Below are 12,356 nucleotides of genomic sequence, written 5' to 3' on the forward strand. Positions count from 1 at the left end.
GTACTCAGGAGATACCCGCCGTCAGGAGATCACGGCGATGAGGTCGCCCTGCTGGATGACATCCCCGACCGAGACTCCGACGGAGGTCACGGTGCCCGCCGACTCGGCGAGCACGGGAATCTCCATCTTCATCGACTCGAGGATCACCAGCGTGTCGCCCTCGGCCACCACGTCACCCTCTCGCACGACGACCTCGAACACGGTCGATACCATCTCCGCGCGTACGTCTTCCGCCATCGAACACCTCGTTTCACGCTCCGGCGGCGGACCTGCCGACAGGACCACTCGACCGCACGTGAAACACTGTAATGAACGAGAAAGGAGATCCCACCATGGGTAAGCGAGGTCGCAAGAAGCGCAGCCGCAAGGGTAACGCCGCCAACCACGGCAAGCGTCCCAACGCCTGAGACGCGGACAGGGGCCGGAAAGCAGCAGCTTTCCGGCCCCTGTCACGTTCGGGGGTCTCACCCAGGACTCGGTACGAGTGAACTCGCCTACGACTCGGCGCTGTCCGTCTCGGTGATCACCACGGTGCGGCGGATCTGCAGCATGAGCCGCTCCCGCAGGCCCTCGGGTGCGTGTTCCCCGCCGCACTTGCGGCTGAGCAGCGATTTGATCTTCTCCTCGATCCCGTAGGCCTCGAGGCAGGTGCCGCACTCGTCGAGGTGCCGCTGCAGCTTCTCGCGGGAACCGGCGTCGCATTCGGAGTCGAGAAGCAGGTAGACGTCCGCGATGACCGCCGAGCAGTCGAGTCGATCGAAGTCGGGTTCGCTCACTGCGGTGCTCCCTTTCCGCTCTCGGGCTGATCCGATGTTCCGGTTGTGGCGTCCACGGCCTTCTCCCGCATGAAACCGCGATCGCGCGCCACGTCGGCCAACAGGCCCCGCAGCTGCTTGCGACCCCGGTGCAGTCTCGACATCACGGTGCCGATCGGCGTCCCCATGATCTCGGCGATCTCCTTGTAGGGGAACCCTTCGACGTCGGCGTAGTAGACGGCCATGCGGAACTCCTCGGGAAGCTCCTGCAACGCCGCCTTGATGTCGTCGTCGGGAAGCGCGTCGAGTGCCTCGACCTCCGCGGACCGCAGACCGGTCGACGAATGCTCGGCCGTGGCGGCGAGCTGCCAGTCGGTGATCTCGTCGGTCGGGTACTGCGCGGGTTGCCGCTGACGCTTTCGGTACGAGTTGATGTAGGTGTTGGTGAGGATCCGGTACAGCCAGGCCTTGAGGTTGGTGCCCTCGCGGAACGACCGGAAGGCGGAGAACGCCTTGATGTAGGTCTCCTGTACGAGGTCCTCGGCGTCGGAGGGATTGCGGGTCATCCGCAGCGCAGCGCCGTAGAGCTGATCGAGCAGGGGAAGCGCGTCCCGCTCGAACCGCTCGGTCAGTTCTTCCACAGACTCCTCGATCACACCGATCCCTTCATCGACGCCTGTCGAGAAGGCTACCGGTCCTACGGCGTCCGGATCGGGGGGACGTCCGATGGCGTCCGGTCGAGGCGGGCACAGCACTGCCACGAATTCTCCGATCGTCGGGTCTCGGGTGGCCGGTGGATCCACCCGTCGGTGTGCAACGCCGTGCCCACCGCGCTTGTTCCCCACCTCCGGTTCTCTAGAGTGATCGGATGGCCTCGACATCCACTCCCGCGACGGTGTTGTTGAAGCGCGAGAAGGTCGCGCACCGGGTCCACGAATACGCACATGACCCGAGGTCGTCGTCCTTCGGCGCCGAAGCCGTCGAGGAACTCGGCACACACCTCGGGGTTTCCGCCGAACAGATCTTCAAGACGCTGGTGGTGTCGCTGTCCGACGGCACGCTCGCCGTCGCGGTGATCCCGGTCCCGGCGACGCTGTCGCTCAAGGCCGCAGCCGGGGCGCTGGGCGGCGGCAAGGCCGTGATGGCCGATCACACCGCCGCCGAACGCGCGACCGGGTACGTCGTCGGCGGCATCTCCCCGCTCGGGCAGCGCAAGGGTCTGCGCACCGTGATCGACGTCTCCGCCGAGCAGTGGGACCGGGTGCTGTGCAGCGCGGGTCGGCGAGGGCTCGAGATCGAACTGGATCCGCACGATCTGATCCGGCTGACCGGCGCCGTCGTGGCACCGATCACGGCCGGTCCGTAGGGCCCGTCCGCTCCGGCAGCGCCTACAACAGCACCATCTGATCGCCGGCGCCGTCGTCGGGTTGCAGCAGTTCGGGGCCATTGTTGCGGATGCTGTTGACCTTCGCGGACACGCGGCGGATCTCGATCGCCGAGATCGCGTCGACGCTCGGCACGATCAGATCCGGATGGCCGAGACTGTCGGGGTCGAGCCACGCATCCCACCGCTCCGGCGGGAGGATCAGCGGCATCCGTTCGTGCACGTTGCCGAGTTGCTCGACCGACTGCGCGGTGAGGATCGCCGTGCTCGACAGCGGCGGTGCCTTCGGGTTCCGCGGGTCGCGCCACTCCGCCCACACCCCGGCCATGCAGATCCGCGATCCGTCGGCCGGCGCCATGAAGTACGGCACCTTGCGAGGCTTGCCGTCCGGCGCGGGTTCGACCTGCCATTCGTACCAGCCGTCCATCGGGACGAGGCACCGCTTGTAGCGCAGCGACCGCGCGAAGCTCGGCTTGGTGGCGACCGACTCGGATCGCGCGTTGATCAGTGGTGCGCTTCCGCCCACCTCTTCGGCGAAGTGCGGCACGAGTCCCCAGCGCATGCGGCGGATACGGCGGCGGACGGGACCGTCGGGATCTTCCCCGTCGTGCCGGGCGACAACGGTGAGCACCTCGGTCGTCGGCGCGACGTTGTAGTCGGGCCCCCGCCCGTCCCGGCTGCTGTCGTCGCCGGTCTCGTCGAGTGCGTCGAGTTCGACGGCGAGCGTCGCCGGGTCGGCGGTGGAGACATACCTTCCGCACATGCCGTCGAGTGTGGCATCGCCGGGTGACGGAACCGACACCGGCGCGCACCGGGTGGGCGAGGGTGCCCGCACCGGTCCGGATGGGCGAAGATGGTCGGGTGAGTCTGTGGAGAGCACCCCGCGCCGTGTCCCCGGTTCGAGCGTCGGTGACGCTGCCGGGATCGAAGTCGATCACCAACCGTGCCCTGATCCTGGCCGCACTCGCCGACGGGCCGTCCACCCTGACCGGCGCGCTGCGCAGCCGCGACACCGACCTGATGATCGGGGCCCTGCGCACGCTCGGCACGACCGTCACCGAGCGCGACGGCGGCACCACCCTCGACGTGACCCCCGGCCCCCTGCGCGGAGGCGAGGTCGCCTGCGGACTGGCCGGCACCGTCATGCGGTTCGTACCGCCGCTGGCCGCACTGGCCGACGGCGACGTGCGGTTCGACGGCGACGAACAGGCCCGCGTCCGCCCGATGAGCACCGTGCTCGACGCCCTGCGCGCCCTCGGCGCCGACATCGACGGCGACCGGCTGCCCTTCACCGTGCACGGCCGCGGTGCGGTGCGCGGCGGTTCCGTGACCATCGACGCTTCCGCGTCCTCGCAGTTCGTCTCGGGTCTGCTGCTGTCCGGGGCCGCCTTCGACGAGGGTGTGGTGGTCCGCCACGCCGGTGAACCGGTGCCGTCGATGCCGCACATCGAGATGACGGTCGAGATGCTCCGAACGGCCGGGGTCCCCGTCGACACCTCCGAGACCGACAGCTGGCGGGTGCCCCCGACGACGATCAAGGCCGTCGACGTCACCGTCGAGCCCGACCTGTCGAACGCCACGCCCTTCCTCGCGGCCGCGGCGGTCACCGGTGGTGTCGTCTCGGTGCCCCTGTGGCCCGAGTCGACCACCCAGGCCGGCGACGCGATCCGCGGCATCCTCGAGCAGATGGGCGCCGAGGTGACGTGGGCAGACGGGACGCTGACCGTGCGCGGCCCGGGCGAATTGCGAGGCATCGACGTGGACCTGCACGACGTCGGCGAGCTGGCGCCGACCGTCGCGGCCCTCGCCGCGGTCGCCGCCTCGCCCTCCGACCTGCGCGGTATCGCGCACCTGCGCGGTCACGAGACCGACCGGCTGGCGGCGCTCGCCACCGAGATCGGTCGTCTCGGGGGTTCGATCACCGAGACCGAGGACGGCCTGCACATCGAGCCGACGCCGCTGCACGGTGGTATCTGGCACTCCTACGCCGACCACCGGATGGCCACGGCCGGTGCGATCCTCGGGCTCGTCGTCGACGGGATCGAGGTCGAGGACATCGGCACCACCGCCAAGACGCTCCCCGATTTCGAAGGCCTGTGGGAGTCGCTGCTGACGGGGAGCGACTCCTGAGGCGGCGGGAGTACGACGAGTCCGACGTCCGGGTCCGCCCCGGGCGCGGATCGCGGCCGCGCACGAAGGACCGCCCGGCCCACCGCAATGCCGAGGAGGGCATGGTCGTCTCCGTCGACCGCGGGCGGTGGGGTGTCGCGCTCGGCGGTGAGCCCGACCGCATCGTGACGACGATGCGGGCACGCGAGCTCGGCCGGACCCCGATCGTGGTGGGCGATCAGGTGGGTGTCGTCGGCGATCTCTCCGGTCGCCCCGACACGCTCGCGCGCATCGTGCGGGTCGAGGACCGCAGCACCGTCCTGCGGCGCACGGCCGACGACACCGATCCGTTCGAGCGCATCGTCGTCGCCAATGCCGAACAGCTGCTCATCGTGGTCGCGCTCGCCGATCCCCCACCACGGACCGGACTCGTCGAACGCGCACTCGTCGCGGCCTATGCCGGCGGTCTCGCTCCCCTGCTGGGACTGACCAAGAGCGACCTCGCCGATCCCGACGAGTTCGCCGCGCACTTCGCGGATCTCGACATCCCGGTGCTGCTCGTCGGTCAGGACGACGATCTCACCGCCCTGCACGAGCGGATCGACGGTCGCGTGACCGCCCTGATCGGGCACTCGGGGGTCGGCAAGTCGACACTGGTGAACAGGCTCGTCCCCGACGCCGACCGCGCCACCGGCGAGGTCTCCGGGGTGGGCAAGGGACGTCACACCTCCACCCAGTCGGTGGCCCTGCATCTGCCCGAGGGCGGGTGGGTGGTCGACACCCCGGGCATCCGGTCGTTCGGGCTCGCGCACATCGGGCCCGACGACGTCGTCGCGGCGTTCGGGGACCTGGCCGAAGCGGTCGAGGACTGCCCGCGCGGGTGCACGCATCTCGGCCCGCCCGCCGATCCCGAATGTGCCTTCGACTCGTTGGAGGGCAAGTCGCACAACCGGGCGATGGCCGTGCGCGAACTGCTCACGGCGCTCGCGTCCAACGACCCCTGGTGAACCGACGAACCCCGGCCGAACGCACGAACCCGGCACCTGTAGGTGCCGGGGTTCGTGCTCGTTCTCGTGACCGTCAGCGCATGCCGAGCGCGCGGCGGACGAATCCGCGCTTGCGTGTCTTCTCGATGGTGGTGGCCAGACCCACGCGGCGGCCGGTGGCCGGATCGATCTCCGGCGCTCCGCCGAAGCCCCGCTCGGAAGCGGTCTCCGGGGCGGCGTCGCGGTCGTCCTTGAGGTACTTGTCGGGCAGCGACAGCTTGGCGATGGTGCGCCAGGACTTCCAGTACTGCACCGCGAGCGGGCCGGTGGTGTACGGCAGGTCGTACTTCTCGCACAGCTCACGCACGCGCACCGCGATCTCCGCGTACCGGTTGGACGGCAGGTCGGGGTAGATGTGGTGCTCGATCTGGTAGCTCAGGTTGCCGGTCATGAAGTCCATGACCTTGCCGCCGGAGATGTTCGCGGAGCCGAGCATCTGACGCAGGTACCACTCGGCACGCGTCTCTGTCTCGATGTCCTGCTTCGTGAACTTCTCCGCACCGTCCGGGAAGTGACCGCAGAAGATCACCGCGTTGGTCCAGATGTTGCGCACGAAGTTGGCCGTGGCGTTGGCCCTCATCGTGGACTTCCAGGACTTGCCGGTGAGCGCCGGATAGATCACGTAGTCCTTGAGGTGCTGTTTGCCGAGCTTGGCGAGCACCTCCTTGCCGCGTGCCTTGGTGAGCTCGCGGTCGTCGCGCCCCTGGATGACCTTGCCGAGCTCGAGCAGCTGGATGGCGATGCCGTACTGGAACAGCGCTGCGAGGATGGCGTTGTACGCGACGTTGCCGAGGTAGAACGGCTTCCATCGCTGGTCGCGGGTGACGCGCAGCAGGCCGTATCCCACATCGTCGTCCATGCCGAGGATGTTGGTGTACTTGTGATGCAGGTAGTTGTGGGTGATCTTCCAGTGCGCCGACGGGTCGACGTTGTCCCACTCCCAGTTGGCCGAGTGCACCTCGGGGTCGTTCATCCAGTCCCACTGCCCGTGCATCACATTGTGCCCGAGTTCCATGTTCTCGATGATCTTCGACAGGGAGAGCATGCCCGTGCCCAGCAGCCACAGCGGACGCTTGTTCGAGCCGAGCAGCACGAGGCGCCCGCCGATCTCGAGGCCGCGCTGCAGCCGGATCGTGTTGCGGACGTACCGAGCGTCGCGCTCCCCGCGGGACTCCTCGATATCGTGCCGGATGGCGTCGAGTTCGCGGCCGATAGCCTCGACGTCCGCCTCCGTCAGGTGCGCGTACTCCTTGACATCCGATATCGCCATGCGGGCTACTCTACCGTAGGTTACGGTCCCGTAGGTTAGCCGGATTCGGAGCTGTGGCGCGAATCACAGAGTGACGGAAGGTCGCCGGTGACCCGATTCACCAGGCGACGACGACGTTCTGCTACCGCATGCTCGGCATGGACCCGCAGCGCCGTGAGCAGACCCCGGCGACGTCCGGTGGACGCCTCGGTGACCACCGCGGGCGCCTCCGGGCGCCACCTGTCGAACTTGCGCTCGGAGGAGGTCTCGGGGGCGTCGTCGGCCGTCGCCTTGAGGAATCGGTCGGGCAACGCGAGCTTGTGGATCGTGCGCAGGGCGAGCCAGTACTGCCGGGCGAGCGAACCGGTCGTGTACGGCAGGTCGTACTTGCCGCACAGCGCCCGTACACGGGCGGCGATCTCCGGGTAGCGGTTGCTCGGCAGGTCCGGGAACAGGTGATGCTCGATCTGATAACTGAGATTCCCGGTGAGGAAATCCATCGCACGCCCACCGGAAATGTTTGCGCTACCGAGCAACTGGCGCAGATACCACTCTCCGCGCGTCTCGTTCTCGTAGTGCTCGGTCGTGAACTTCTCTGCGCCGTCGGGGAAGTGGCCGCAGAAGATCACGAGATACGCCCAGATGTTGCGGATCACGTTCGCGGTGAGGTTCGCCGACAACGTGCTGCGCCAGGCCGGACCGGTGAGCGCCGGGAAGAACACCAGGTCCTTGACGACCTGCCGGCCGGCCTTCGCTGCGAATTCCTTGTTGGGCCCCGAATTCCACTGCACGGGCGGGACGCCCTCGAGTTCCTTCTTCGCCGAGAGGTCGTGCAGCGCGATCCCCCACTCGAAGGTCAGCGCGAGGACGATGTTCGCGATCGGCTGCGCGAGATTGCGCGGACGCCACTTCTCGTCGCGCGTCATCCGCAGGATGCCGAATCCCACGTCCTCGTCCATACCCACGATGTTCGTGTAGGTGTGGTGCGCGTAGTTGTGGGCGCGCTTCCAGTGCTCGGACGGACCGGTCTGATCCCATTCCCACGATGTCGAGTGGATCTCGGGGTCGTTCATCCAGTCCCACTGCCCGTGCATCACGTTGTGCCCGAGTTCCATGTTCTCGATGATCTTCGCGAGCGACAGCGCAGCGGTACCGATGATCCAGCGCGACCGTCGACGCGAACCGAACAGCGCGCAGCGTCCGACCACCTCCAGCACACGCTGCGCACGGATGACGGAATGGATGTAGCGGGCGTCCCGCGGGCCGCGCGAATTCTCCACATCCCGTCGAATCGCGTCGAATTCGTTTGCAAGAGCAACGATGTCGTCTTCGGTCAGATGAGAGAACGCGCGGATGTCGGTGATGGCCAAGCGGGATCCTTCGGAGGTTTGCTGTCGGTGTCTACACGTCCAGTGTGCAGTCGCCGGCAGCGGCGGAGATGCAGGTCTGGACGCGTTCGCCCTCTGCGTGCTCCTTGCCGGATCGCAGATCGACGACGTGCCCCTTCTCGAGCGGCACAACACAAGTCTGACAGATTCCCATGCGGCAACCGAAAGGCATCAGCGCACCGACGCTCTCACCTGCCTCGAGAATCGTCGTGGCGCCGTCCACAGTGACGGTCTTGCCGGACTTCGCGAACGTGATCGTTCCGCCCGAGCCAGAGGTGTCGGCGCGGCTGACGGCGAAGCGCTCGAGGTGGACCTGATCCTCGATGCCCTCCGCGGCCCAGTGCGCGGTGATGTCGTCGAGCATCTGCTGGGGACCGCACGCCCAGGTCTGACGCTCGCGCCAGTCGGGGCACACCTCGTCGAGCTCCGAGAGCGCGAACTTGCCCTTCTCACGGGTGTGACGCACGTGCACGCGGAAGCGATCGTGGGTGGCGTCGAAACGCTCGAGTTCGGACCGGAACATCACGTTCTCGGCCGTCGGCGCGGAGTGGATGTGCACGACGTCGGGCAGGTCGAGTTCGCGCTCGACCGCACGCCGGTCGAGCGTCCGCAGCATCGACATGATCGGCGTGATGCCACTGCCGGCCGTGAGGAAGAGGATCTTCGCCGGCGGCGGGTCGGGCAGGACGAAATCGCCCTTCGGGGCGGCGAGGCGCACGACGGTGCCCTCGGGGACCCCACCGACGAGGTGGCTGGACAGGAAACCCTCGGGCATCGCCTTCACGGCGATGGAGATGACCTTGTCGTCCCAGGTGGGCGAGGAGGTCAGCGAGTAGGAGCGCCAGTGCCAGCGACCGTCGACATGCAGACCGATGCCGATGTACTGGCCGGGCGCGTATCCGAAGTCGAAGCCCCAGCCGGGACGGATGACGATCGTCGCGGAATCGGGGGTCTCCTGGCGCACCGAGACGATGCGCCCGCGCAGTTCGCGGGCGGACCACAGCGGGTTGACCAGATGCAGGTAGTCGTCGGGGAGCAGAGGGGTGGTCAGCCGAGCCACCGCGCCACGCAGGACGTTGGAGAGCGACTTCTCCCCTGGCGCGACGTGTGCCGCAGGCTTCTCGATCCATTCCTTCAGGCCCATCCGACCGTTTCTCCTCACTCCGGTTACGGCTCCGTAGGTTATCAGAGGTTACGGAAGCGTAGGTTGAGCGAGAGACAGTCGTCACACCTATGACGTGGCGATCTGCAAGGTCAGAGCAGTTCGAGGAGGAAGGGCAGTTCCTGGGCCGCGTACCACGCCAGTTCGTGGTCCTCCGCGTCGCCGAGGACGAACTCGGCCTCCTCGTCGCCCAGTTCGGCGGCATCGACGATCTCGCGTGCCCGCGCGACGTCGGCCTCCGCCTCCTGCAGGTCGATGTGCACCGACGCGACCGCACGCATCGTGATCGGCCCGGCGAGCTTGACGACCGCATCGTCGAGATCCGGTCGCGGCTTCACCTCGTCGACGTCGGCCGCGATCACCACCCGACGCGACGCGAAGGACGGATGATCGTTCGGCTCCTCCGACCCGAGCAACCGCAGCGACGCGCGTGCCGCCTCGGCCATAGCGACCTCGGCGAGCTCCTCGTCGTCGCCCGCCGTGTAGGCCTCGCGCAGAGCGGGGGTCACCGCGAAGGCCGTCCGGCCCACCGCGTCGACCTCACCGTCGGCGACGAGGCCCTGCAACATCGCGAGCGTTGCCGGTACATAGACACGCGTCACTTCTCACCTGCCGGCATCCGTCAACTCCTCGAGAGATTCCTGGATCAGCGTCGCTGCCACGTCCACATCGGGCATCGCATCACGATCCGCATTCAAACCGTAGTAGATCTTGCCGTCGTAGGACGTCAACGCGATGCTCAGGGCCTGATTCTTCAGCAGCGGCGAGACCGGGAATATCTCGAGCAGCCGGGCTCCGGTGAGGTAGAGCGGGTGCTGCGGACCGGGCGCATTGGTGATCATGAGGTTGAACATCCGCTGCGAGAAACCCATCGCGACCCGGGCTCCCACCGCGTGCATCGTCGCCGGGGCGAAGCCCGACAAGCGGACCATCGTCTGCGCCGCCACCCGCCGCCGCTGCCGCGAGTAGGCCTCGCCCGCATGCGCGATGTGCGACAACCGGACCACCGCGTTCGGCTCCCCCACCGGCAGATCCAGCAGGAAGGACGACACCTCGCCCTGCGGGTGCACCTGGATCGTGTCGTTGTCGCCGCAGTCGTCCGGATCCTGGGTGTACACCGACATCGGGACCATCGCCCGCACCACCGTCGCCTCGGTGACCGGCTCCCCGCGGGAGAGCAGCCAGTACCGCAACGCGCCGGCGAGGACCGCGAGCACCACGTCGTTGATCGTGCAGCCGTAGCGGGAGTGGATCTTGCGGTAGGGCTCCAGATCGGAGCGCACCACGGAGAACCGACGGCTCCTCGAGATCTGCGTGTTCAGCGGAGTCTCGGGCGCCGACTGCGCTGCCGTGCGGGCGATCCGGCCGACGGCGTCGACGGTCTCGGTGAGGGTCGCCGTGAGATCGCCAACGGCCGATCGCACGGCGGCGATCCCCTCCCCCGGCCGCGCGACGAGTTCGGCGAGCGCTCCGACGAGCAGAGCGGACTCCGACGGTTCGCGTTCGGGCATCCACAATTCCTCGGGGACCTCACGCGGCACCGGCTCCTTGTCGAAGAGCACCTGGACGATGTCGAGGGCCTCCTCGCCGTCGACGAGCGCCGAATGCGACTTCGTGAACAGCGCCACCCGATCGTTCGCGAGCCCCTCGACGAGATACATCTCCCAGAGCGGTCGCGTGCGGTCGAGCGGTCGCGAGACCAGACGCGCGACGAGGTCGTGCAGCTGTTCGTCGGAGCCGGGTTTCGGCAGCGCGGAGCGCCGCACGTGGTAGGTGATGTCGAAATCGCGGTCGTCGACCCACACGGGTCGCGAGAGCCCGAATGCGACCTCCCGCACCTTCTTCCGGTAACGGGGCACCTCGGGCAGTCGCTGCTCGACCAACCGCAGCACGCTCTCGTAGTCGAGACCGCCCTCGGGGGGTTCGAGGATCGCGAGCGACCCGACGTGCATCGGCGTGTTGCTCGTCTCCAGGTAGTAGTACGACGCGTCCTGCGCCGTCATCCGGCTCGTCATCGACACCGTTCCCCCTCCTGACCCGAACCTCCCGAACATCGCCACCACGACTCGGCGCCGTCCGTGGCTCCGCTCCCGATCTCCTCGGGATCGAGATCGAAGAGTACGGCCAGTTCGCCCGGCGCGTCGTGTGAACCATCATGGTGTACGCCGACCATCCCCGCAGCGGCGGCGCCTCGCACATTGCCGACCGAATCGTCGACGAAGACGCACTCGCCGGGTTCGAGGTCCAGCAACCGGGCGACCAGCAGGTAGCTCTCGGGGTCGGGTTTGGCGACACGTGCGTCCCCCGAGAGCACCACGCGGTCGACGAACGGGCCCTCGAGATCGCGCAGCCACTGCGCGCCGGGCCCCCCGGGGTCGTTGCTCAACAGAGCGGTCCGCACACCGCGTGCACGCAGGACCGTCACGGCCGCGCCGAAGGTGTCGGGGTCGCTTCCCGGCCCGACCAGGACGCCACCGACGTCGAGTACGAGTCCTCGCATCACGACACCACCGTAGGTCCTGGACGTCCTGCTCGCGCAGCGCATCCCGCGCGCGTCGAACCGGGACCGTCGCCCGGAGATGTGGCATCATGTGCGCGGTTCGTCCTCTCCCGAACCGATCCGCCGTCACGGTGTCACCGTGACGATCCGTTCTCATGCCCTTCGGGAGAGCCCATGTCGCATCACACCGGGCGCTACGTGCGCCGCCTCACCCGCCTCGAACCCCCGGTCGAGGCATCCTGCCAACACCCCCGCAGCCACGTCACCTGTCGGCCCACGCCGCACGACGGACGCTCGGGGCGCGCCCCGCTCCGCCGCGACGGAACCGGACGTCCGGCCGAGGGCCCGAGCATCGAAGGTCCGGCCACAGGCCCGAGCGACCGACCCGCGATCGTGCTCGATCCGGGTGTCGTGCGGGTCGCGGAGACGGCGGTGCGCCTGGTCCTCGAGGTCGTCGACGGCCGCCGTCCCGCGGTGCAGTCCACCACGGTCCTCGATCCGCGTCTCGTCGCGACGATCACCGCGGGCCGGCCTCCGCGTGCCGGACACAGCACCGCGATACTGCTGCGGACGCGGGTGCGTCCCGTCGACGCCGACACCGTGGAACTGTTCGGCAGCTACGGTCGCGGGGACCGGGTGTTCGCCTTCGCCGGCCGGATGGTGCGCAAGCGTCCCCGTCCTCGTGCTCCGCACCGCTGGACGATCACGACCCTGTGGCTCGGGTGAGCCACAGGGTCGTGGGGTGATCGTGAGTCTTCGACTC

15 protein-coding genes are annotated in these 12,356 nt (G+C 68.2%); 5 read left to right on the forward strand and 10 right to left on the reverse strand.

Going from position 1 to position 12,356, the window contains the following annotated elements:
- Positions 1–21: 21 nt before the first annotated feature.
- Positions 22–237 carry a biotin/lipoyl-binding carrier protein gene (locus tag BO226_RS12805; protein WP_006550234.1) on the reverse strand — a complete coding sequence of 72 codons (216 nt, stop codon included), beginning with the start codon at positions 235–237 and terminating at the stop codon, positions 22–24.
- Between the two features lie 95 nt (positions 238–332).
- On the opposite strand from BO226_RS12805, the gene BO226_RS28700 reads away from it, so the two are divergent.
- Entirely contained in the window at positions 333–407 is a 75-nt protein-coding gene (locus BO226_RS28700; protein ID WP_022597109.1) for a 50S ribosomal protein bL37, read from the forward strand.
- A gap of 87 nt (positions 408–494) precedes the next feature.
- On the opposite strand, the gene rsrA is transcribed toward BO226_RS28700, so the two are convergent.
- Complete coding sequence (rsrA, locus tag BO226_RS12810) at positions 495–776, reverse strand: mycothiol system anti-sigma-R factor (RefSeq protein WP_006550233.1); 282 nt, start codon at positions 774–776, stop codon at positions 495–497.
- Entirely contained in the window at positions 773–1,417 is a 645-nt protein-coding gene (locus tag BO226_RS12815; RefSeq protein ID WP_371683125.1) for a sigma-70 family RNA polymerase sigma factor, read from the reverse strand. The genes rsrA and BO226_RS12815 overlap by 4 nt, the downstream gene beginning before the upstream one ends.
- A gap of 206 nt (positions 1,418–1,623) precedes the next feature.
- On the opposite strand from BO226_RS12815, the gene ybaK reads away from it, so the two are divergent.
- A complete protein-coding gene (gene ybaK, locus BO226_RS12820) occupies positions 1,624–2,121 on the forward strand; it encodes a Cys-tRNA(Pro) deacylase (protein ID WP_071935403.1) in 498 nt (165 codons plus the stop codon).
- 22 nt (positions 2,122–2,143) lie between these two features.
- On the opposite strand, the gene BO226_RS12825 is transcribed toward ybaK, so the two are convergent.
- Entirely contained in the window at positions 2,144–2,902 is a 759-nt protein-coding gene (locus BO226_RS12825) for an SOS response-associated peptidase (protein ID WP_024101490.1), read from the reverse strand.
- 80 nt (positions 2,903–2,982) lie between these two features.
- Here BO226_RS12825 and aroA point away from each other — a divergent pair, with 80 nt between their 5' ends.
- Both aroA and rsgA read left to right on the forward strand, forming a co-directional pair.
- Complete coding sequence (aroA, locus tag BO226_RS12830) at positions 2,983–4,269, forward strand: 3-phosphoshikimate 1-carboxyvinyltransferase (protein WP_198040664.1); 1,287 nt, start codon at positions 2,983–2,985, stop codon at positions 4,267–4,269.
- Positions 4,236–5,255, forward strand: coding sequence for a ribosome small subunit-dependent GTPase A (rsgA, locus tag BO226_RS12835; RefSeq protein ID WP_071936436.1), 1,020 nt, complete (start codon positions 4,236–4,238; stop codon positions 5,253–5,255). The genes aroA and rsgA overlap by 34 nt, the downstream gene beginning before the upstream one ends.
- 73 nt (positions 5,256–5,328) lie before the next feature.
- On the opposite strand, the gene BO226_RS12840 is transcribed toward rsgA, so the two are convergent.
- From BO226_RS12840 to BO226_RS12865, 6 genes are all read right to left on the reverse strand, one after another.
- Positions 5,329–6,564, reverse strand: coding sequence for a fatty acid desaturase family protein (locus BO226_RS12840; RefSeq protein ID WP_024101492.1), 1,236 nt, complete (start codon positions 6,562–6,564; stop codon positions 5,329–5,331).
- A gap of 35 nt (positions 6,565–6,599) precedes the next feature.
- Positions 6,600–7,913, reverse strand: a complete 1,314-nt coding sequence (locus BO226_RS12845) for a fatty acid desaturase family protein (RefSeq protein ID WP_019288491.1) — start codon at positions 7,911–7,913, stop codon at positions 6,600–6,602.
- Positions 7,914–7,944: 31 nt separating this feature from the next.
- Complete coding sequence (locus BO226_RS12850) at positions 7,945–9,075, reverse strand: ferredoxin reductase (RefSeq protein ID WP_024101494.1); 1,131 nt, start codon at positions 9,073–9,075, stop codon at positions 7,945–7,947.
- A 110-nt stretch (positions 9,076–9,185) separates the two neighbouring features.
- Positions 9,186–9,662, reverse strand: a complete 477-nt coding sequence (locus BO226_RS12855) for a DUF6912 family protein (RefSeq protein ID WP_183079261.1) — start codon at positions 9,660–9,662, stop codon at positions 9,186–9,188.
- Between the two features lie 36 nt (positions 9,663–9,698).
- On the reverse strand, positions 9,699–11,108 hold the full coding sequence (locus BO226_RS12860) for a WS/DGAT/MGAT family O-acyltransferase (RefSeq protein ID WP_026061398.1): 1,410 nt from the start codon (positions 11,106–11,108) through the stop codon (positions 9,699–9,701).
- On the reverse strand, positions 11,105–11,593 hold the full coding sequence (locus BO226_RS12865; RefSeq protein ID WP_083543738.1) for an HAD-IA family hydrolase: 489 nt from the start codon (positions 11,591–11,593) through the stop codon (positions 11,105–11,107). The genes BO226_RS12860 and BO226_RS12865 overlap by 4 nt, the downstream gene beginning before the upstream one ends.
- A 174-nt stretch (positions 11,594–11,767) precedes the next feature.
- On the opposite strand from BO226_RS12865, the gene BO226_RS12870 reads away from it, so the two are divergent.
- Complete coding sequence (locus BO226_RS12870) at positions 11,768–12,319, forward strand: Rv3235 family protein (RefSeq protein ID WP_071935405.1); 552 nt, start codon at positions 11,768–11,770, stop codon at positions 12,317–12,319.
- The last annotated feature ends 37 nt before the right edge of the window (positions 12,320–12,356 follow it).

It is taken from the genome of Rhodococcus sp. 2G (assembly GCF_001886355.1).
In the GTDB taxonomy this organism is placed as follows: Bacteria; Actinomycetota; Actinomycetes; order Mycobacteriales; family Mycobacteriaceae; genus Rhodococcus; species Rhodococcus pyridinivorans.

Coding starts and splice junctions, on each gene's coding strand:
- BO226_RS12840 (WP_024101492.1), bottom strand. CDS start 6,564: ATGGCGATATCGGATGTCAAGGAGTACGCGCACCTGACGGAGGCGGAC.
- BO226_RS12825 (WP_024101490.1), bottom strand. CDS start 2,902: ATGTGCGGAAGGTATGTCTCCACCGCCGACCCGGCGACGCTCGCCGTC.
- ybaK (WP_071935403.1), top strand. CDS start 1,624: ATGGCCTCGACATCCACTCCCGCGACGGTGTTGTTGAAGCGCGAGAAG.
- BO226_RS12860 (WP_026061398.1), bottom strand. CDS start 11,108: ATGACGAGCCGGATGACGGCGCAGGACGCGTCGTACTACTACCTGGAG.
- aroA (WP_198040664.1), top strand. CDS start 2,983: ATGGGCGAAGATGGTCGGGTGAGTCTGTGGAGAGCACCCCGCGCCGTG.
- BO226_RS12805 (WP_006550234.1), bottom strand. CDS start 237: ATGGCGGAAGACGTACGCGCGGAGATGGTATCGACCGTGTTCGAGGTC.
- BO226_RS12850 (WP_024101494.1), bottom strand. CDS start 9,075: ATGGGCCTGAAGGAATGGATCGAGAAGCCTGCGGCACACGTCGCGCCA.
- BO226_RS12870 (WP_071935405.1), top strand. CDS start 11,768: ATGTCGCATCACACCGGGCGCTACGTGCGCCGCCTCACCCGCCTCGAA.
- BO226_RS12865 (WP_083543738.1), bottom strand. CDS start 11,593: ATGCGAGGACTCGTACTCGACGTCGGTGGCGTCCTGGTCGGGCCGGGA.
- BO226_RS12855 (WP_183079261.1), bottom strand. CDS start 9,662: ATGTTGCAGGGCCTCGTCGCCGACGGTGAGGTCGACGCGGTGGGCCGG.